The organism is Stieleria magnilauensis, from assembly GCA_007753675.1.
In the GTDB taxonomy this organism is placed as follows: domain Bacteria; phylum Planctomycetota; class Planctomycetia; order Pirellulales; family Pirellulaceae; genus Stieleria; species Stieleria magnilauensis.
In genome coordinates this window covers 9,880,088-9,899,598 of sequence record CP036432.1, presented here as the reverse complement: position 1 = coordinate 9,899,598, position 19,511 = coordinate 9,880,088, and the positions used below count along the sequence as shown (strand labels likewise).

General features: G+C 60.4%; 13 protein-coding genes. 11 read left to right on the top strand and 2 right to left on the bottom strand.

Translation table 11 applies throughout. The features are described from left to right. Window positions 1-186: 186 nt before the first annotated feature. The 4 genes from TBK1r_RS35360 (at window position 187) to TBK1r_RS35345 (ending at window position 6,739) form a co-directional block, all read left to right on the top strand. Entirely contained in the window at window positions 187-819 is a 633-nt protein-coding gene (locus TBK1r_RS35360) for a sigma-70 family RNA polymerase sigma factor (RefSeq protein ID WP_145220637.1), read from the top strand. Then, complete coding sequence (locus TBK1r_RS35355; protein ID WP_145220635.1) at window positions 809-3,568, top strand: serine/threonine-protein kinase; 2,760 nt, start codon at window positions 809-811, stop codon at window positions 3,566-3,568. Before TBK1r_RS35360 ends, TBK1r_RS35355 begins: the two co-directional genes overlap by 11 nt. Before the next feature lie 265 nt (window positions 3,569-3,833). Then, a complete protein-coding gene (locus TBK1r_RS35350) occupies window positions 3,834-5,255 on the top strand; it encodes a sensor histidine kinase (protein ID WP_419580708.1) in 1,422 nt (473 codons plus the stop codon). Continuing rightward, window positions 5,252-6,739, top strand: a complete 1,488-nt coding sequence (locus TBK1r_RS35345) for a sigma-54-dependent transcriptional regulator (protein ID WP_145220633.1) — start codon at window positions 5,252-5,254, stop codon at window positions 6,737-6,739. The genes TBK1r_RS35350 and TBK1r_RS35345 overlap by 4 nt, the downstream gene beginning before the upstream one ends. A 50-nt stretch (window positions 6,740-6,789) precedes the next feature. Here the strand turns inward: TBK1r_RS35345 and TBK1r_RS35340 are convergent, their stop codons facing one another. Next, on the bottom strand, window positions 6,790-8,295 hold the full coding sequence (locus TBK1r_RS35340) for an Hpt domain-containing protein (RefSeq protein WP_145220631.1): 1,506 nt from the start codon (window positions 8,293-8,295) through the stop codon (window positions 6,790-6,792). A 385-nt stretch (window positions 8,296-8,680) separates the two neighbouring features. Between TBK1r_RS35340 and TBK1r_RS35335 the strand changes: the two genes are divergently transcribed. Beyond that, window positions 8,681-9,817, top strand: a complete 1,137-nt coding sequence (locus TBK1r_RS35335; protein WP_145220629.1) for a tetratricopeptide repeat protein — start codon at window positions 8,681-8,683, stop codon at window positions 9,815-9,817. A gap of 43 nt (window positions 9,818-9,860) precedes the next feature. Here TBK1r_RS35335 and TBK1r_RS35330 read toward each other — a convergent pair whose 3' ends face one another. Beyond that, window positions 9,861-10,367: a tRNA (cytidine(34)-2'-O)-methyltransferase gene (locus tag TBK1r_RS35330; protein ID WP_145220627.1), complete on the bottom strand. Its 507-nt coding sequence runs from the start codon at window positions 10,365-10,367 to the stop codon at window positions 9,861-9,863. A gap of 273 nt (window positions 10,368-10,640) precedes the next feature. On the opposite strand from TBK1r_RS35330, the gene TBK1r_RS35325 reads away from it, so the two are divergent. The 6 genes from TBK1r_RS35325 (at window position 10,641) to TBK1r_RS35300 (ending at window position 19,418) form a co-directional block, all read left to right on the top strand. After that, window positions 10,641-11,447, top strand: a complete 807-nt coding sequence (locus tag TBK1r_RS35325) for a hypothetical protein (RefSeq protein ID WP_419580707.1) — start codon at window positions 10,641-10,643, stop codon at window positions 11,445-11,447. Continuing rightward, window positions 11,444-12,820 carry an HD domain-containing protein gene (locus TBK1r_RS35320; protein ID WP_419580706.1) on the top strand — a complete coding sequence of 459 codons (1,377 nt, stop codon included), beginning with the start codon at window positions 11,444-11,446 and terminating at the stop codon, window positions 12,818-12,820. The genes TBK1r_RS35325 and TBK1r_RS35320 overlap by 4 nt, the downstream gene beginning before the upstream one ends. Continuing rightward, window positions 12,817-13,578 (top strand): glucosamine-6-phosphate deaminase, encoded by a 762-nt coding sequence (gene nagB / locus TBK1r_RS35315; RefSeq protein WP_145220624.1) that lies wholly within the window; start codon window positions 12,817-12,819, stop codon window positions 13,576-13,578. The genes TBK1r_RS35320 and nagB overlap by 4 nt, the downstream gene beginning before the upstream one ends. Window positions 13,579-13,618: 40 nt before the next feature. Then, on the top strand, window positions 13,619-14,704 hold the full coding sequence (locus tag TBK1r_RS35310; RefSeq protein WP_145220622.1) for an NAD(P)-binding domain-containing protein: 1,086 nt from the start codon (window positions 13,619-13,621) through the stop codon (window positions 14,702-14,704). A 225-nt stretch (window positions 14,705-14,929) separates the two neighbouring features. Beyond that, entirely contained in the window at window positions 14,930-17,929 is a 3,000-nt protein-coding gene (locus tag TBK1r_RS35305) for a DUF1549 and DUF1553 domain-containing protein (RefSeq protein WP_145220620.1), read from the top strand. Between the two features lie 37 nt (window positions 17,930-17,966). Beyond that, window positions 17,967-19,418 carry a DUF1501 domain-containing protein gene (locus tag TBK1r_RS35300; protein WP_145220618.1) on the top strand — a complete coding sequence of 484 codons (1,452 nt, stop codon included), beginning with the start codon at window positions 17,967-17,969 and terminating at the stop codon, window positions 19,416-19,418. Window positions 19,419-19,511: the final 93 nt, after the last annotated feature.

The window sequence follows — 19,511 nt, the reverse complement described above, 5'->3', positions numbered from 1 at the left end:
TTTGAAACGCAACGATCGCCTCTGGTTACACCCAAACCGACCAGAATTCTGCTCGGATTGTTCCGGAAAGTTTTGGGGGTGGCTGCGAGCGTGTGCCGGGGCACCCCGGCGACGGCTGAGGCGTCCGCCGGGGTCGGCGGTGGCATGGTGTAAAATTCGAATTCAATCCGTTTCAAGGGGACCGAGATGCCGGGCAGCGGCTTCAACGAAGAACTCGTCGAGCGTTTGCGGTCCGGCGAAGAGCACGCCTTTGTGGAGCTCTTTTCGATTCACCGAGAGCGTTTAAAACGGATGCTTGAATTTAGAATGGACCGCCGATTGCGAGGCCGCGAAGATGCATCGGACATCTTGCAAGAGGTTTACATCGATGCCCACCAGCGGATGCGGCATTATCTGCAGCGTCCCCAGTTGTCCTTTTATGTCTGGCTCCGCCAATTGACGACCCAGCGGCTGATCGACGTCCATCGCCGTCATTTGAAGGCGGAGATGCGAGATATCAAGCAAGAGGTCGGGATCAACCGTCAGTTGTTGGCGGCGACGTCGGCGTCGATGGCGTTACAACTGGCGTCCGCCTTGGCCTCGCCGAGTCAGTTGGCGATGCATGCCGAGTTGGTCCTGCAGATCGAGAGGGCGTTGGAAGGGATGGACGAGATCGACCGCGAGGTGATCGCCCTGCGGCACTTCGAAGAGCTTCGCAACAGCGAAGTGGCCGAGGTGTTGGGGCTGAAGGACGCGGCCGCCAGCAATCGTTACATGCGGGCGCTCTCCCGGCTCCGAGAAGTGCTTCAAGAAATCCCCGGGTTCCTCGATGAATCATGACCCAACGCACGTCCGCGAAGATGATGAGGCGGAGTTTCGTGACCCGGTCGAGGCACTCGGCGAAGAATTGCTGGAACGCCGACGCCGCGGGGAACAGGTGACGACGGACGAGTACGCGCGAGCGCATCCGGAACTTGCCGATCAGATCCGTCTGCAGTTTCCGGTCATGATCGCGCTGGAAAAGTTCAAAGAGAACACGTTGTCGGCGACGGCCGATCCCTACGACATTGAAATCGATACGCCGCAGGAACTGGGCGATTATCACATCATTCGCGAGATCGGTCGCGGAGCGATGGGCGTGGTCTATGAAGCCGAGCAACAGAGTCTTCAGCGACGCGTGGCGGTCAAGGTCTTTCCTCGTCAAACGCTCCGGGAAGCCCGCAAGCTGGAGCGATTCTCGCGAGAATCCAAGACGGCGGCGCGGTTGCACCACAACAACATCGTGCCCGTGTTCGGTGTCGGGCATCATGCCGGACTCCATTACTTTGTGATGCAGCGAATCGATGGGATCGGATTGGACGAAATCATCGAGCAGGCCAAGGCCCAGCCGCAGCGCGACGTTTCAGCCGATGACACGCACGCCTGGCGTCTCGGGTCCGGCAGCACAGCGGATTCCGGCAGTAATCGTTCGGTCCGCCGCGCCCGTTGGTTCAGCCACCGCGAGGGTCATCTGCCCGATGTTGCCGCAGAGCCGGAGTCGAAGGCGGTGGACCCGGGGTTGGGTTTGGAGATCACATCCAGTTTTCGACGCGCGGCGAATATCGGGGTGCAGGTCGCCGACGCGATTCATTACGCTCACAGCCAAGGCGTCCTGCATCGAGACATCAAGCCGAGCAATTTGATGATCGACCCGAACGGAACGGTTTGGGTGACGGATTTCGGGCTCGCGACGGCATTGCAACAAGACCCGTCGGTGGACCGGAACGACATCGCCGGGACGCTGCGGTTCATGGCGCCCGAGCAACTCGGCGGCAAACACGACACGCGTAGCGATCTCTATAGCCTGGGGGTGACACTCTACGAGCTGATCACCTTGCAACCGGCCTTTGTCGCCGGCAGCAAGGCCGCGGTGGTGGACCGGATTCTGCGTGGGGAGTTTCAGAAGCCGCGAGACGTGCGGCCACGCATTCCCAGAGATCTGGAAGCGATCGTGCTCAAAGCGATGGCGTTGCAGCCAGAGCAACGCTACGCCAACGGACGCGAACTGGCCGACGATTTGACGCGATTCATCAAGGGGCGGCCGGTGCGTGCCAGGCGGATCGGAGGGCTCGGGCGGATGGTGCGATGGGCCCGTCGGGATCCCTTGGCCGCTTCGTTGGTCGGCACGTTGGCGATCGTGATCGGCACGTCGTTCGTTCTGGTCAGTTCGAAGTGGCGCGAAGCGGTTGAAGAGCGACATCGCGCCGAAAACAATCTGATCGTCGCGCTGGAATCGATGGATCAGATCCTGGGTCGTTTCACGTCCAGTTGGATGGCTCGTCCGACAGATCTCGAGCCCGGCCCCGACGACCCCGCACCGGGCGAGCTGCAGTTGTTGGTTTCTGATCACAACGCGTCGCTGATGGAAGACGCGATTCGGTTCTACGATCGATTCGCCGTCGACAACGCTCCCAGTCCTCGGCTGCAACGCGATACCGCCCGAGTCCACAAACGGGCGGGCGACATTTATCAGCGGTTGGGCAAGTACGGAAAAGCCGAGCGCGCCTACGTTCGCTGTTTGCAGATTTTGGATCAACAAGATTCCGGCGATGACACTTCGTTGGTGTTGATCAAAGCCAAGGTGCTCAATCAATTGGGGCTGGTCAAGCATGCGACCAGCCGTTTCGTCGAAGCGGAGCAGCAGTTCCTCAAGGCACGCGACGTCCTGATTGCACAGGTCCACCCGGACCAATCGTCCTGTCAAGCCGAGTTGGCGCGGACGTTCAGTAACCTGGGCCAATCGCAATGGTTGATGTTTCACCATGAGGACGCGAAACGCAGCCATCGCAAAGCCGTCTCGATCCTGGAGACGCTGGTCGATCGTGAACCCAATCATCTGAGTTACCAGTTGGCGCTGGCGCGAGCCTACCGGGCGTATTACCCGTTTGCCTCGGATCGTAACAGTGATGAGCGAACCCATGTCAAGTCTGCCGGAATCGCGATTCTGGACGCGTTGGTGTTGGAGCATCCACAGGTCCCCGACTATCAGTGCGAGCTGGCGGAAATGTTGACCGCGACGATTCGACGCTCACGCCGGTCGGATGATGCCCAGGAACAGATCGCCCAACTTCAACGTGGGATCAAGATCGCCCGCGACCTAAGTGACGCGTATCCCGCGATTCCACGCTACAAAGTAACCTTGGCCGATGCCCTCAAGACGATGGGAGACTTGGTCGACCGTTCGGATTCAGACGCCGCGATTTCGCATCTGAACGAGGCCGTCGCGATCTATCGTTCGCTGACAAGCAACTTTCCCGACGTCCCCGCGTATCACTTTCTCTGCGCGATGGCACTCCGCGAACACGCCCAAACCCTGTTCCGGATCGAGCGATTCGGCGAATCGAAGGCGAGTGCCGAGCAAGCGGTCGAGGACCTTGAAGCTTATACCCGGCTCCGCTCCGGCAATCGGATGGCCTGGAACATGCTCGCCAGGCTTCACGACCAAGTTGCCGAGGCATCGATGGCCATGCACGAGGCGGATGCGGCCGAAGCGGCGTGGGGAAACGCTCGGCAGATTCGCGAGAAGTGGAACTTGCAGTGGGGGCTTTGACGCAATACCGCTAAGTTAAGCGTCGCTTCCTGATGCCGGGCCCGTAGGCTCGCGCCAAACGGCTGATAATCGTTTGGCATCAGCCGGTTCGCGCCAGCGCGAGCGGGCTCTCCATTTGTCTTCACGTAGCGGTATTGGGCTTTGACGGGGCCGCGGCGTGACCGGTTGCGTGACGAGCCGCCTGGACGGTGGGTAACAGCGACCAGACCCTGGCGTCTATGATGGCGGTCGTGACAACGCTTCCACCCGCGACCGTTCATTCAACGTGCTGACGCATCATTCACTGACCACCCGTATTCTGACGCCGCTGGTGGTTGCCGCCACGCTCGCCGCGATCGGGGTTGCCTGGACGTCCTGGACGTTGGGCCGTCGCTGGGCGATGGAGGAAATGACCGATCGTTACCTTTGGATCGAATCGGCGATCGGGACGTCCACGTTTCCGCTGACGCCGCCGGTGCTCCAGTCGCTTTCGCAATTGACGGGAACGCAATGGATCACCGTCGATGAATCGGGAGAGGTGTTGTCATCGACGTTGCCGCTGGAAACGACCGCCGCGGCGGATGTCCCCGGCGCTGGTCTCCCCGGGGTTGATCCGCGCGTTGATCCCGGCCGTGGTCCCGTGCAGGCTCCGGTGGACCTGGTGCTCGGCTCGACCGAGTTTTTTGCGTTTGCGTTTGATCGCCGCGGGGCGGGCGGTGGCAGCGACCGGGTTTCGACCATTGTTGTTTTGTTCGCCAAACAAAACGTCGATGCGGTCGCCAAGCGGGCGGCCGTGTTGCCGCTGTTGACGGGCTTGTCAACGATCGCGGTGGTCAGTGTGTTGATGTTCTTGTTGACCTCGCGTCTGATCGGCAGACTCAAACGACTGGAAAGCCAAGTCGATCGCATCGCCGCCGGTGACTTTGAATCGGAACTCTCCGACGCGGGGCCCGATGAGATTGGGCGTTTGGCCAAAGCGATCAGCACGATGGCGGATCAGCTCAGCGCGTTGTGGGACCAGATCAACCGCCAACAGGGCGCCAAGCTCTTGCACCAGATTTCCGGCGGGATGGCTCACCAGCTTCGCAACACCCTGACCGGTGCCAAGATGGCGATGGAGTTGCATCAAGGGAAACTGAAGCAAACGCCGGACGATGAAGTCCGTGTGGCGCTTCGACAATTGGAGATCGCCGAAGAGTACGTCGGCCGACTGCTTGCACTCGGTCGTGGTCAAGACTCGACAGACCAGCCCCAGCGGGTCAGCGCGTGTTTGGACGATGTGCGTTCGACGCATCAACCGATTGCCGATCATCTCCGTGTGGATTTGAATTGGTCGATCGATGCTTCGACGCAGACGGTGCTGGTCAAGAACGGGGCGTCGTTTTCGGCCGCGGTGTCGAATCTGGTGCTCAATGCCATGCAGGCCGGGACCACGATCGAAGTCACCGCCGACGTGGATCAACCCGATCGATGTCTCGTCTCGGTCAGCGATGATGGGCCTGGCGTTGACGCATCGGTTTCCCAAACACTGTTTGACCCCTTTGTCACGTCCAAGCCCGAAGGGCTGGGGCTGGGGTTGCCGCTGGTGAAACGGACGGCCGAATCGTTGGGTGGTTCGATCCGGTGGCGGCGTGGTTCAGAGAAAACGACGTTCGAGCTGGCGGTGAACGTCAGCAGTGAACGTAACACGAGAGAGTCAACCGAATGAGTGGTCGTGATCAACCGCAGCGTGCCGCTGGCGACGTGTCGGCGAGGGATCAAGCAACCGTACTGGTCGTCGATGACGAACCTTCGATTTGCTGGGCGTTTGAGCGTCTGTTGTCCGACCTGGGACACGTGGTCAAGACGGCGTCCTCGGCCGAAGAAGGGCTGCAGCTTGCCGCGGCCGAGGGCCCGGATCTTGTCCTGTTGGATGTGCGGTTGCCAAAGGAGGACGGGATTTCTGCGCTGCCCAAGTTTATCGAGGCCAGCGGCGGCAGTCCGGTGATCGTGATGACGGCGTTCGGCGACCTGGAAACGGCGGTTGCGGCCGTCCAGCGGGGCGCGAGTGATTACCTGGTCAAACCGTTTCGACTGGACGATGCACGTCGCGTCTGTCAGGTCGCGCTTTCCACGTCCAGGTCCCCTTCGGCTCCGGTGCCGGTCGTGCGCAAAGACCAGCGAGAGCAGCGTCTGGTCGGCAGCTCGCCGGCGATGCAGCAGGCGTTTCGGCAGATCGCGTTGGTGGCCGCCAGCGATCTGTCGGTGTTGATCACGGGAGAAACCGGAACCGGAAAAGAGCTGGTCGGCGCGGCCATTCATCGACACAGCCATCGCGGCAAAGAAGTGTACCTGCCGATCGCGCCGGTGACGTTGAACGAAGACCTGGTCGAGAGTGAGTTATTCGGTCATGTCAAAGGCGCCTTCACCGGCGCCGACACCGATCGATCGGGTCTGTTTGATCGTGCCGAAGGTGGCACGGTGTTCTTGGATGAAATCGGTGATCTGCCGATGGGGGTGCAAGTCAAGTTGTTGCGGGTGTTGGATCAAGGTGAATACCTGAGGGTGGGCGACGTGCATCCGCGACGGTGCAACGTGCGGATTCTGGCCGCGACCAACCGAGACCTTCACGAAGCCATGCGATTGGGGCAGTTTCGCGAGGATCTTTATTATCGCCTGAGCGGGCTGCACATCCATCTGCCTCCGCTGCGTGAACGTTTGGAAGACGTCGCGGTGTTGTGTCGTTATTTTTTGTCGCGATTGGGCAACGAATCGGCGGCGGAATCCTTGTCCGAGGAATTGATCAAGGAATTGTGCGGGCGACCTTGGCATGGCAATGTTCGCGAATTGAGCAACGCGGTGGAGCACGCCGCCGTCCTGGCACGCGGCCGTTCATTGACGATCGACGACTTTCCCGACCCACAACTCGGTCGCGAGCCGAACGAGTCGCCGCGGCCCGATGCAGCGCTGGCCGATGCCGTCGTGGCGTGGTGCAAGGAACGTCTCGACGGGGCCGGCGAAGCGGATTCGTTGACGACGTTGCACGCCGACTTGATTGCCGCGGTCGAACCCACGCTGCTTCGTTTGACGCTGCAGTCGACCGCGGGTAGCCGTGCCGCAGCGGCCGACCGGCTGGGCATTCACCGCGGAACGCTGCGAGAGAAGCTGCGGCACTATGGGATCGGCGACGTCGATGCCGCGGGCGGAACGTGACCGCGCGTCGATCGATTCAGCGGGCGTCGATCGATTCAGCGGGCGCCGATCTATTCAGCTGGCGCCGGGGCAGAGGTGTGCGGCACGACCAGCCGTTGGCGAATCGCCAAAACGTCGCGCAGCGATTCCTGGCATTGCCGGACATCTCGACGCTCCGACGCGTTCATCAGCGCGAGTGCCGGATCGGTAAAGGCCGGGAATCCGACGGTGCCGCCGGAACCTTTGAGCCAATGGGCTTCGTCATACAGCTCGTCAAAGGACTTGGTTTGCACCATCGACAACATGCCCATCAACCGCACATCGAGCTGTTGAAGGAAGTCGACCACGATGTCCAAGTAGTCTTCGTCGTCCAGCGGTAGCGTGCACTCGATGGGCGCGTTGTCGGGGCTGGACGGCTGCGGGGCGGACTGCCGAGCACTCGCTTCCAAGGCACTGGCTTCCAAAGCACTGGCTTCCAGACCACTGGCTTGCGGAAGACTGGGTGGGGCGGGCGGGACGATGCGTGATCGGATGGAGTGGATCTGTTGCAGGAGTTCCAACGCCAATTGACTGTCCTGGTCTTTGGCGGCGTATTCGAGTTCTTTGGCGGGGATCGTGAAATCGCCGAATCCGACCGTGCCCCCGGAACCTTTCAGCCAATGGGCTTCGCTGCGGAGGGTTTGGAAGTCGGCGTGATGGAGTGCGTCTTGCATGCCGTTGAGCCGGGCATCGAGGCGATCGACAAAGTTGACGACGATGCAACGCATTTCTTCGTCATCGATCGGCAGCGTGGTGTGGATCGGCGGTCCACTCGGGGCGCTCGGTGCACTGGGGGACGCTTCGGGGCTGTGGGCCGCGGGTGCGACGTCTCGGAGGGTGTCGTCGGCAGATCGATAGTCTTTCAGCGTGTCGTCGCTGAGTGTGTCGTCGTTGGGGGCAAGCACTCCGGGGACGACCGCCACGGCGGCTGGCGGCGATTGGGGGGCGACCGCGTTGTCGGAGTGGGCTGGCAACGGTTCGCGATCGGCCGTGGTTGGATCGGCTGTGGCGGCTGGTGACGGTAGCATCGTTTCCAGCAGCCACGAGTATTGAAGCAGACTGATCGGGATCAAAAACGCGAGCAGTCCCCAGATCCCGAAGCGTGACCCGGCGAGTTCGGTTGCGGGAGCCGTGAACGCGAGCTGCAAATTTCCCCAAGGCTTTCCGAAACGAAAGATCGGCAGGGTGAAGTTTGAATCACGGTGTTGTGGCAGCGGGGACCAGTATTGCGCGTGCCCTGCGGTTTGAAACGCAGTGTTGCCGTCGGCGTCGATCAATCGGGCCGAGCGGAGACTGCGATTTCGCTCGACCAGGGCAGTGACGGCCGATTCGAAGCCTTTCGAATTTCCAGCGGCGACCATGGCGGTCCCAGTAGCGGCCAAGGATTCACAAACCGAAACGCGTCCCTGGGCGAGTTGCGTCCGGCTGTCGGGAACCAGCCCGATCCAATCAGCCAACAGCACCGTGGCTGTCAGAAGACAGACCAGTGTCAGCGTCAGGCGAGTTCGGATGGGGATACGTGCGTCGAATTTCGGCATCGTGATTCATGATTCTGTTTCATCGAGGCGTCTTCACCGATCGAAGAAACTACCATTGGAATCGAATTGGTAGGTGTCGGCCCTCCACCGAGCGGTGGTGTACCGTTGTTCGATTAACCGGAATTCGTCTCTGCAGTTGACGATTCGTCACTGTTTTCATCGGATGTTTCGTTTTCGGGCGATCACCCTGTCTTCGCTGAATCGCCGCCAGATTGACTATTTGATGGGCGTAAATCTCTGCGTGTGTGCGTGACGACAGCGATGGCGGTTGTGCCGATGATGAGGTTGAAGTGGGGGATGGATTTGTTCCCTCGTATCCGAATCGCTATCATGGACGTTTGGTCATGGACGAGGCGATTCATCGGTTTTTATCTTGAGGGAAACCATGCCGGTGTTACTTGAAGGCACGGCAGTGGTGATTCGCAACGACGCGCTGGATCGTTGTCTTGAAGGCGGCGCGTCGGATTTCCACACGATCGCCCCCAACGCGATGTCTTTCGGCGACGGTGAGTTGACGCAGGCCAGTTTCATGTCGCCGCGCGATGCCGAACTGTTTCGGGACAAGTTGCTGTTGATGGGGTTGTGCGGTGACGAAGGTGCGCCAGATGTGGTCTTGGTCGATGCACACAACCGCACGATGCATCCTCTCTGCGACTGGCTGCAGTTGATTGAATACAAGGGCAATTTGATCGCCAGTCTCGTCGGCAATGAGTCCGGTGTGGTGGTCGCACCGGAGACCTGGGATCCCGATGCGGGACCGACGCTGCAACACATGTCCGCTGACGAGGTTCGCAACCGGCTGGAGTTTGTCCGGCGTGAAGAGCGAGTCGACGTTTATCGCGACAAGGAAACCGGGCAACTGCTGTATAGCGCCCGGTTGCATGAGACACCGGAGGAACTGTTCCGAAAATCGGCCGACGTCGTGTTGGGCAACATGCGGCATCCGGGGCAGCCGCCTCCATCGGAGGACGTGCAGCAGGCGATCCGCGAGGCGATCGGCCGGCTGCAACGATTGGTCAGCCAGCGAGACGATGCCTGGCGCGTCTGGTTTCTGCTCGGCAAGGCTTGGCACGCGGTGGACCGAATCCCCCGTGCAATACAGGCCTTGGAACGTGCCCTGGAGGTGGTCGATGAGCCCCAGACGATCATTTACAAGGAGCTTGCCGGTGTGCTGTTGGCCGACGGCGACACCGAGCGGGCCTGTCAGACGGGTGAAAAAGCGGTCGCATTGGCTCCCGATGACGTTGAATTGTTGGGCAATCTCTCGATCGCCTACTTGCTGGACGGTCGGGTGGAGATCGCCCGCAAGACGTTGGAGCACGCCTTGACGATTTGCTGCGACGATACGACCAATCAGTTCGTGATGGACAAGATCACGGCCGTGTTGGAGGGGCGTTTGCCGCGGCCGAGGACGTTGGCGGAATTGGAAGGCCGCGGTCCGTCGACGCGTCCGGAATCGACACCGCGTCCCAAGTCCAGCTGGATTCGCGGGTTGATCCGTCGCTTTTCACCTTCGCGATGACCGCGTGCCGGTTCAACGTGCCCGTTCCAGCGAGATTCCCCCATCAACGAGTCGATGACGATCGGGCGGTCAATTGACGTTGTTGTTCCATCAGCACGATCCCGACGGTGGTCGCCAAGTTCAGACTGCGGACGTTGCCGGTGGTCGGCACACGCAGGGCATGGGGGTGGTCGGGGCCGACGATTTCACGCGGCAGTCCGCTCGTTTCGCGACCGAACACAAAGCTATCCCCGTGCTGAAAATGCTCGTCCCAGATCGATCGCGTGGCGAATCGAGAAAAGAAAAACATCCGCCGGGGCGGTAATGCGTCGACCAGATCGCTCCATTGGTCGACCGCCTGGAGGTCGAGGTGTTTCCAGTAGTCCAGCCCGGCGCGACGGACGCGTTTGTCACTGAAATCGAAACTGGCCGGGCGGACGATCCACAGTTTCGCACCGACGGCCACGCAAGTCCGCCCGATGTTACCGGTATTTTGAGGGATCTCCGGTTGATACAGCACGACGTGGGCGACCGGGTCGGCGGGGTGGGGAGGGGGAGTCTGCTCGGACATTGGGGCTCCAGCGCCCGTCAAGGAGATGTGGTGACGATGGGCCATGTCCCAAGGCGACCGACGCGGCACCGGCGGCGTCCGCGTGCGGGGCGGCGGTGCGACATTTGATGCCCGATCGGGGCGGAAGGGTTGCAAAGGGCCTTGTTGGCGTGACAAACTGTCCCCTACATCATGACAGATCACCCGCGTTTTTCAGCCGGGTGTCACGTTTTTTTATCCTGTCTCCGTTCGGTTCGTCCGTGCCAGTGCAGCCGCTGGCAGAGAATTGCATTCATGCCGATCCAAGTTACCTGTCGCCACTGTCTGAAACGATTCCAGGTGAGCGACAAATTCGCCGGGAAAACTGGGCCGTGTCCGAATTGCAAGAAGCCGATCGAGATCCCCAAGGCGGACGAGCAAGTCGTCATCCACGCGCCGACCGATGGGGCGCCGAAGGACAGCAAGGGCGTCAGCGTCCTGAAGCCGATCAAACGCAAAGAAACCGACGTGACCAAAAGTGGTCTGTTGATTTCCATCGGATCGATCGTCGCGGTGTTCGGCTTTGCGTTGGTGTTTCGATTCACCGGAGAAAATGGCACGGCACCGTTTTGGGCCCAGTTGGCGGGGCTGATCCTGTTGGCGCCGCCCTTGGTCTGGTCCGGCTACACGTTTTTGTATGACCAGGAACGCGAACCGTACGTCGGTCCGGAGCTGCGGAACCGGGTGCTGATTTGTTCGGCGATCTTTGCGGTGATCTGGGTGGTGTATGCGTTTGTTCCTTCGTATGTCTTTGAATTGAACGCGCCGTCTGAAATGTCGTGGACGGTGTTCGGCATCACCCTGTGCGTGATGATCGCCCTGGGCGCACTGGCGTCAGCGGGGACGTTTGAATTGGAATTTTTCAACGGCGTCATTCACGCGGGGCTGTATTTCATCGTGATCGTCTTGCTGGCGTTCACCAGCGGCGTGACGCTCGCCGGCGAGCCCGGCGAAGTCGATCGATATATGGAACCCGATGTTTCGCAGTCCACGATCGAATCGTCATCGGTGACGGTCACCGACGCCACCGTTTCACGCTCGCCCTTGGCAAGCCTGTCGTGAACGATCTACCCGAACTTGATCTCCTGCATCGGGCCGGCGCCGATTCCGGGTCCCTGGTTCGAATCCCGCCTGCGGATTCCGTCCCGTTGTCTCGTCGCGTCCGGCGGATTCTGGACACCGCGGCGCTGCGTCGGTTGGCCGGGATCAGCCAACTGGGAATGGTTTCACTGGTCTATCCGGGCGCGATGCACACGCGGTTGGAACACACGTTGGGTGTCTATCAAAACGCGTTGCGATTGCTGGCCCGATTTCGCGGCGATCGACTGGCATCGCGTTGGCTGGACGATCGGCACTGTGACGCGTTTCTCGTCGCGGCGCTGGTGCACGATCTTGGCCACTGGCCGTTTTGCCATCCGATCGAAGACATGCAGCTGGACTCGGTGGCCAGACACGAGCATCGGGTGGGGCAATTGATCCGCGAAGGCGAATTGGCCGGATGTATTGACGAGGATTGGAACTGTGACGCGGCGGATGTGGAACGGTTGTTGATCGGCCCCCGGAATGACCCGGCATCCGAGCGAGACGACGACGGGTTCCAATTCTTGGCCAGTTGTTTGAGCGGTCCGATCGACATCGACAAGCTAGATTACTTGCAACGTGACAGTCTGCACTGCGGGGTGGACTACGGACGCAACTTCGACGCCGGTCGGCTGATTTCGTCGCTGGTGGTCGATCCGTCGACTCGGCGATTGGCGGTTGGCGAAAAAGGCCGCACGGCTGCCGAGATGATGGTCTTTGCGCGGTACATCATGTTCAGCGAAGTGTACTGGCATCACGCCGTGCGCTCGGCGACCGCCATGCTCCAGCGGAGCGTGTTTCTGCTTCACAACCGCATGGACCTGAACGCGACGTTCAAGCTGGCCGACGCCGAATGGATTGCGTTGTTGCGTCGGGCCGGCCAGGGCAGCTTGGCCGAGCCGTTGATCGAGGGACTTTTTGGTGCCCGCCGTCAATTGTTCAAGCGAGTCGCCGAGTTCAGCGTGCTGTCGGGCGAAGCGATTCATCAGCGTTTGGCCCGCCGCCATCATTGGTGGCTGGTCGCGCTGTGCGAGCGTGTGGCGGAACAATTGAGTCGTCAAACCGGCGTCGCGGTGGCGGCGGCGGATGTGCTGATCGATGCACCGCCGGTAAAATTAGAAGTCGACATCAACACGGCGGTGCTGTTTGCCGATGGCCGGACGGCCACCCTGGGTGACGTTTCACCGGTCGCGGCGGTGCTCGCCCGCCAGCAGTTTGATAATGTCGTCAAACGGGTCCGCGTGTTCGTGCGACCCGATCTGCGTGAAGCGTTGCGTACGCACTATCCGACGTTAGAACATTGGTCCGAGTTGCTGATCCAGTGCGTCAGCCAAACCGAAAGTGAAGGGGTATGATTCAAACCGTGCAAATCAATGGGATCGAAACGATCGTCAAGGCCGATGGGGAGCAAGCGTCACACGCGGTTGCCGATCTGATCGCGGCGCAGGTCCATCGCAAAGCGGACAGCGTGCTCGGATTGGCGACCGGCGGCACACCGGTGCAGACGTATCGCCGGTTGATCGAAATGAACCGCGGCGGCGAAGTCGACTTTAGCGGTGTGACGTCCTTCAACTTGGATGAATACATCGGACTCGGCGGCGATCATCCGCAAAGCTTTCGGGCCTTCATGAACGAGCAGCTGTTTGATCACATCAACATCGATCCCGCTCGGACGTTTGTCCCCGACGGATGTGCCGCCGATGTCCCGGCGCACTGTGCCAAGTACGAATCGATGATCGAGTCGGCCGGCGGAATCGATCTGCAATTGCTGGGGCTCGGTCACAACGGGCACATCGCCTTCAACGAACCCGGCTCGCCGCGCGACAGCCGCACCCGTCAAGTCGACCTGACGCCCGAGACGATCGAAAAGAACGCCCGCTTTTTTGATTCCATCGACGAGGTGCCTTGCCACGCGATCACAATGGGTATCGCCACCATTCTCGATGCCCGTCAGATCGTGTTGCTGGCCACCGGGGCCGGAAAGGCCGATGCCGTCGCAAAGATGCTCGAGGGGCCGGTCGACGAATCGCACCCCGCATCGCTGCTGCGCAACCACGACCACGTGACCGTCGTTTTGGATCAAGACGCAGCCGGCGGATTGCGTTTGGATTGACCCGCCGAGCGTTTGTCCCACCACAGACCAAGAATTAAAAATGTCCAATCCGCAACCCACCGCATCCCCCGACGAGGCCCGTTCGACCCGAGTGGTGATCGTGGGGGCCGGGCCGATCGGATTGGAACTCGCCGTCGCGCTGCGCCGTTGCGGCATCGAGTTCGAACTGTTTGATGCCGGTTCGATCGGACACACGATCTCCTGGTGGGCTCCCCAAACTCGCTGGTTCAGCAGCAATGAGCGGATCGCGATCGCCGGCGTTCCGCTGCTGACCAGCGACCAGTCTAAGGCGACTCGCGAGCAGTACCTGACGTACCTGCGTGGCGTGGCGACCCAATTCGAGATTCGGGTTCACACCCAGTGCCCGGTGGTGAACATTGCCCGTGACGATAGCGATCGCTTCGCCGTGACGACCAAACCGGGCGGACAGCCGAGCGTTTGGTCGGCCGAGGCGGTGGTCCTGGCCATCGGCGGAACCGACTTTCCAAAAAGGCTGGGGATTCCGGGTGAGGATCTGCCCCATGTCGATGGCTACCTGCGCGAGACCCATCGCTATTTCGGCCGAGACGTGCTGATCGTCGGCGGGCGAAACAGTGCGATCGAAGCGGCATTGCGGTTGCATCATGCCGGTGCCAACGTGTCACTCAGCTATCGCGGTTCGGAAGTGCCCGAAGACCACATCAAGTATTGGTTGCTGCCCGAGATCAAAGGGCTGTTGGCGGCCGGACGGATCGGCGATTTTACCGGCACCCTACCCGTCCGGATCACCAGCGAGTGCGTCCACCTGCAGTCGATCGATGATGGTTCCATCGTGGAAGTCAAGGCGGACGATGTGTTGACGTTGATCGGGTACGAGCAGGACAAGACGTTGATGCGAATGGCCGGCATTGAGTTGTCCGACTCGATGCAGCGACCGACCTACGATGAAAACACGATGCAGACCAATGTCCCCGGCATCTACATAGCGGGGACCGCAACCGCCGGCACACAGAGCAGCAAGTACAAGACGTTTCTAGAAAACTGCCACGACCACGTCGACAAGATCGTCGCCCATCTGTCGGGCCGACACATCGATTCCGCACCGCTGCAGTACCGCGATCAGATCATGACGCAACCGGAGAGTTAGCGGTTAGCAGCTGCGTAGGGCATGCTGTGCATGCCGATAGTCACCGATCTCAAACGCAGATCAGCCGTTTGGCGCGAGCCTACGGGCCCCACCCCCAAGAAACGACGCTTGACTTTGCGACCTTGGGCTCGCGGCCTACCGCGAAAGAATCCTTTACAGCGTGACCTCCGGTTGCTGTTACAATGAAAGGCCGCGCTCCGATCGCTTCCCGCCCACGTTGATGCCATGCGCCCCATATTGATGCCTCTGCTGGCGTGTCTTTTCGCGATTCCCGCGGGTCCACTGGTCGCAGCAGACGAGGCATTTCTCGACTTGGTCGCCCCCGTGTTGGCTCGCCGTTGTCTGAGTTGTCACAACGATCAAAAGACCGGTGGCGGACTGTCGATGGTCGATCCGCAACGGTTGATCGACGACGGCTACATCGAGGTTGCCGACGCGGGATCCAGCCACATCGTCGAGTTGATCTCGCCGAGCAACGGGCGGGCGGAGATGCCGAAGGATTCCGATCCCCTGTCGGCCGAAGAGATCTCTGCGATTCGAAGCTGGATCGATGCCGGGGCGGTGTTGCCCGCAAACGTTCAGATCCAAGCCCCGAAAATCGCCGACCGACAATGGTGGTCGCTCGAGCCGATTGGTTCCGACGCCGAGGGAGAGCTGCGCACGATCGTCGATGAACGGCTCGACGCGAAACTGGCCCAACAAAAACTGACTCCCTTGCCACCGGCGGATCCTGTTACTCTGATCCGAAGGGTCACCTATGACCTAAGCGGGTTGCCTCCGACGCCCCAGCAGGTCGATGCATTTGTCGCGCAGTCTCGCGACGATCCGGCGAAAGCCTGGCGGGATCTGGTCGACCGCTTGCTGGCGGCGCCCGAGTTTGGGGAAAAGTGGGGGCAACATTGGCTGGACATCGCACGCTACGCCGAAACGCATGGTTATGACAAAGACCAACCGCGAAACAACGCGTGGCCCTACCGTGATTACGTCATCAACAGTTTTAATTCGGACAAGCCGTTTGGACAGTTTGCTCGAGAGCAGATCGCCGGCGACGTGTTGGCCGATGACACGTCCGAAGGGATCGTGGCCACCGGATTTTTGTCTGCAGGCCCTTGGGATTTGATTGCCCACGTGGAAGTCGGCGAAGGCAAGTTGGATGGCCGAATCGCCAAGCATCTTGACCGTGACGAGATGGCCGCGGCCGTGTTCAACGTGTTTCAAAGCACGACGATCCAGTGCGCGCAATGTCACAATCACAAGTTTGATCCGATCGAAAGCGAAGACTACTACCGCGTCCATGCCGTGTTCGCCGGGATCGACCGCGCGAATCGAGTCTATGCGGGGCTGACGGCCGAGCAGCAGCGACACAAGCGTGCGTTGCAACAAGAACGCGACGACACCACTCGCCAGCGTGACGAGGCGAAAAAGACGTTCGAGCAGAAGGTCGCAAAACAAGCCGCCGCGATCGACCCTCAACTGGATGCGTTGACGCAAAAGGCGAATCAATTCACGCCTCCGCCGCAACACGGGTTTCACAGCCAAATCGCCGCACGCGCCGACGTCGTCAAATGGGTCGAAGTGGATTTGGGAACGGCCAAGCCGATCGATCGAATCGAGCTGATCGCTTGCTTCGATGATTTCAACAACATCGGCGCCGGGTTCGGATTTCCGGTTCGATTCAAAGTCGACGTGACCTCGGAAGCGACACTGACCGATCAAAACGCCACCACGATCTTTGACCAGACTGCCGACGACTTTACGAACCCTGAAGCGACTCCGGTCAACATCGACGTCGGGGGCCGGGCGGTACGAATCGTCCGTGTGACGGCGACCAAGCTCGCCGAGCGACGCAACGATTTTATTTTGGCTCTGGGAGAATTACGCGTGCTTTCACCCGGCGACGGCACCAACGTCGCGGTCGGAGCCGAAGTCCATGCGTCGGACTCGATTCCGCCCAACGCGCGCTGGTCACCCCGGTTTTTGGTCGATCAACGGTACCATCGACTTTCACTCGATGAAGCCGAGGCCAAGCAGTGGAAACAACTACGTGAGCAACGCCGCGCGATCGTTGCCGCGGCAACCACGCCCGAATACCAACGCCAAATCGAGCAATGGACCAAACGTCTGGCGGAGATCGAACAAGAACTAAAAGCGATTCCCGCGGGGCAGTTTGTGTACGCCGTGGCGACGGAGTTTCCGAAACAGGGCAAGTTTCTGCCGACCAACGGATCGGTGCGGGCGATCCACTTTCTCAATCGGGGTGATTTACAAGCACCCGGGGCTCGAATGCTTCCGGGGGCTCCGGAATTATGGCCCGATGGTCCGTCACGGTTTGTCGATCACGAGGATTACGATGAAGCGGAGGCACGGGTCGCGCTGGCACGCTATGTCACACGACGTGACAATCCTTTGATCTGGCGTTCGATCGCAAATCGGATCTGGCAGTGGACGTTTGGCAAACCATTGGTCGGCACACCAAATGATTTCGGTCGGATGGGAATGTTACCGACGCATCCAGAGCTATTGGATCTGTTGGCCGCTCGACTGCGTGATGACCGCGACCAATCGATCAAGTCAATCGTTCGCGAGTTGGTCTGCACGAACGCCTACCGTCGCGCCTCGTTTGCTGACGGTTTTGAGGACATCACGCGAACGAATTTGACGATCGATGCGAGCAACGATGGGTTGTGGCGGTTCAATCGGCGTCGTCTGACGGCCGAAGAGTTTCGCGATTCGGTGCTGGCGGTCGGCGGAACGCTTCGCACGGGAGATCGGGGTGGGCCGAGCTTTCAAGATTTTGTCATCGAGCGACCACAGCACTCGCCCCACTATGAATACGATCTCCACGATCCGAATGACCCCGCATCCCATCGTCGCACGATCTATCGGTTCGTGGTGCGATCCCAACCGCAGCCGATGTTGACGACCCTCGATTGCGCCGATCCGTCGATTAGCATCGCCCGCCGCGATGAATCGACCACCGCGCTGCAGGCACTCGCCCAGTGGAACAATCGGCTGATCGAAGCGATGGCGAAGCGTTTTGCCGATCGGTTGTCCGCCGAAACGGCGACGGACGACGAAGCCGTCCGACTGGCATGTCGGCTGGCCTGGGGCCGGGACGCAAATGAAATCGAACGTGAACCACTGGCGACACTAATTGCCGAACATGGACCAGAGACACTTTGCCGAGTCGTTCTCAACGCGAGTGCGATGATGTATCTGGATTGATGGTTTCCCCATGCACCACCACAAAAACGGACCGACCATGAACGCTGCGACCATGCATCGCCGATCCCTCCTCCGTCAGGGGCTGGGTGGGCTGGCCGGGATCGCACTGGCGGACATGCTGCATCGCGAGGACGCGACGGCCGATGTGGTGCTGCATCATCCACCCAAGGCCAAACGGGTCGTGCAGTTGTTCATGGCGGGTGCGGCCAGCCACGTGGACACGTTTGACTACAAACCGGTCTTGGAAAAACGCAACGGCGAGCCATGGGATCCCGGTGAAACCGTCGAGCTGTTTCAAAGCCAGCCCGGTGATTGCTTTGCCAGTCCTTGGAAATTCAAACCGTACGGCCAAAGCGGCAAGCAGCTCAGCGAAATCGTCGCGCCGCTCGGTGACGTCGTCGACGAGATCGCGTTCATTCACAATCTGGTCGGCAAAACCGGCGTGCACAGCCAGGGCACGCTGCTGCAGACCACGGGATTTAACTTGCCGGGATTCCCCAGCGCGGGCTCGTGGGTGTCCTATGGCTTGGGCAGCGAAAACGAGAATCTACCGACCTTCGTCGTGTTGCCCGATCATCGCGGGTTCGCGTCCAACGGCGCCAAAAACTGGGGCAACGCGTTCCTGTCGGCCAGCCATCAAGGCACGGTGCTGCGGCCCAGCGGCAAGACACCGATTACGGATTTGTTTCCACCGGACAGCGACTTTATCACACCCGAGAGCGACCGCGCGGGGTTGCAGGCACTGAAACAACTCAACGCCGCCTATGCGGCGCGACGACCGAGTGACGACCGATTGGACGCCCGCGTCCGTTCCTACGAATTGGCCGCTGCGATGCAGCTTTCGGCCACCGACGCGCTCGACCTGGCGTCCGAGCCGCAGCACATCCGCGATCTGTACGGAATCGTCGACGAAGGTTCCCACGTCGATGACACGGAGATCAACGCGAAAGCCGAAACCGAGTTCTTTGGCCGCAAGTGTCTCGTCGCACGGCGATTGCTTGAACGCGGAGTGCGATTCGTGCAGATTTGGAGCGGCAACGACAACGGGTTTCCACGCCGAAACTGGGACAGCCACGAGAACGTCGCGCGCGATCATGGCCCGTTGGCATTGGGGATGTCGCGGGGAGCAGCGGCGTTGATCAAAGACCTGGCGCAGCGGGGGATGTTGGACGACACGTTGATTTTGTGGACCACCGAGTTCGGGCGGATGCCGTGTTCTCAAGGCAGCGAAGGCCGGGACCACAATCCCTTCGTGTTCACCAATTGGATGTGCGGCGGCGGCGTCGTGCCGGGGACGTTTGGGGAAAGTGACCAGTGGGGCTTTCGTCCCCGAGACCGTGAGGACGCGACGACGGTTTACGACATCAACGCCACGATGTTGCACTTGCTGGGCATTGATCACAAACAGCTGACGGTCCGGCACAACGGAATCGATCGACGGCTGACCGATGTCCACGGGCATGTGCTGCGCGACGTGGTGGGCGGTTGAACGTGGACGGCGAGCGCGTCGGGATCGACAGGCTGGAAGCCTATCCCACTTCTTTGATGCGGCTGCAATTTTTCGGGCTGACCATCGAAAAAA

Excerpts from the sequence above, each read along its gene's own strand:
- TBK1r_RS35360 (WP_145220637.1), top strand. The coding sequence starts at position 187 with ATGCCGGGCAGCGGCTTCAACGAAGAACTCGTCGAGCGTTTGCGGTCC.
- TBK1r_RS35305 (WP_145220620.1), top strand. The coding sequence starts at position 14,930 with ATGCGCCCCATATTGATGCCTCTGCTGGCGTGTCTTTTCGCGATTCCC.
- TBK1r_RS35345 (WP_145220633.1), top strand. The coding sequence starts at position 5,252 with ATGAGTGGTCGTGATCAACCGCAGCGTGCCGCTGGCGACGTGTCGGCG.
- TBK1r_RS35330 (WP_145220627.1), bottom strand. The coding sequence starts at position 10,367 with ATGTCCGAGCAGACTCCCCCTCCCCACCCCGCCGACCCGGTCGCCCAC.
- TBK1r_RS35340 (WP_145220631.1), bottom strand. The coding sequence starts at position 8,295 with ATGCCGAAATTCGACGCACGTATCCCCATCCGAACTCGCCTGACGCTG.
- TBK1r_RS35335 (WP_145220629.1), top strand. The coding sequence starts at position 8,681 with ATGCCGGTGTTACTTGAAGGCACGGCAGTGGTGATTCGCAACGACGCG.
- TBK1r_RS35300 (WP_145220618.1), top strand. The coding sequence starts at position 17,967 with ATGAACGCTGCGACCATGCATCGCCGATCCCTCCTCCGTCAGGGGCTG.
- nagB (WP_145220624.1), top strand. The coding sequence starts at position 12,817 with ATGATTCAAACCGTGCAAATCAATGGGATCGAAACGATCGTCAAGGCC.
- TBK1r_RS35325 (WP_419580707.1), top strand. The coding sequence starts at position 10,641 with ATGCCGATCCAAGTTACCTGTCGCCACTGTCTGAAACGATTCCAGGTG.
- TBK1r_RS35355 (WP_145220635.1), top strand. The coding sequence starts at position 809 with ATGAATCATGACCCAACGCACGTCCGCGAAGATGATGAGGCGGAGTTT.
- TBK1r_RS35310 (WP_145220622.1), top strand. The coding sequence starts at position 13,619 with ATGTCCAATCCGCAACCCACCGCATCCCCCGACGAGGCCCGTTCGACC.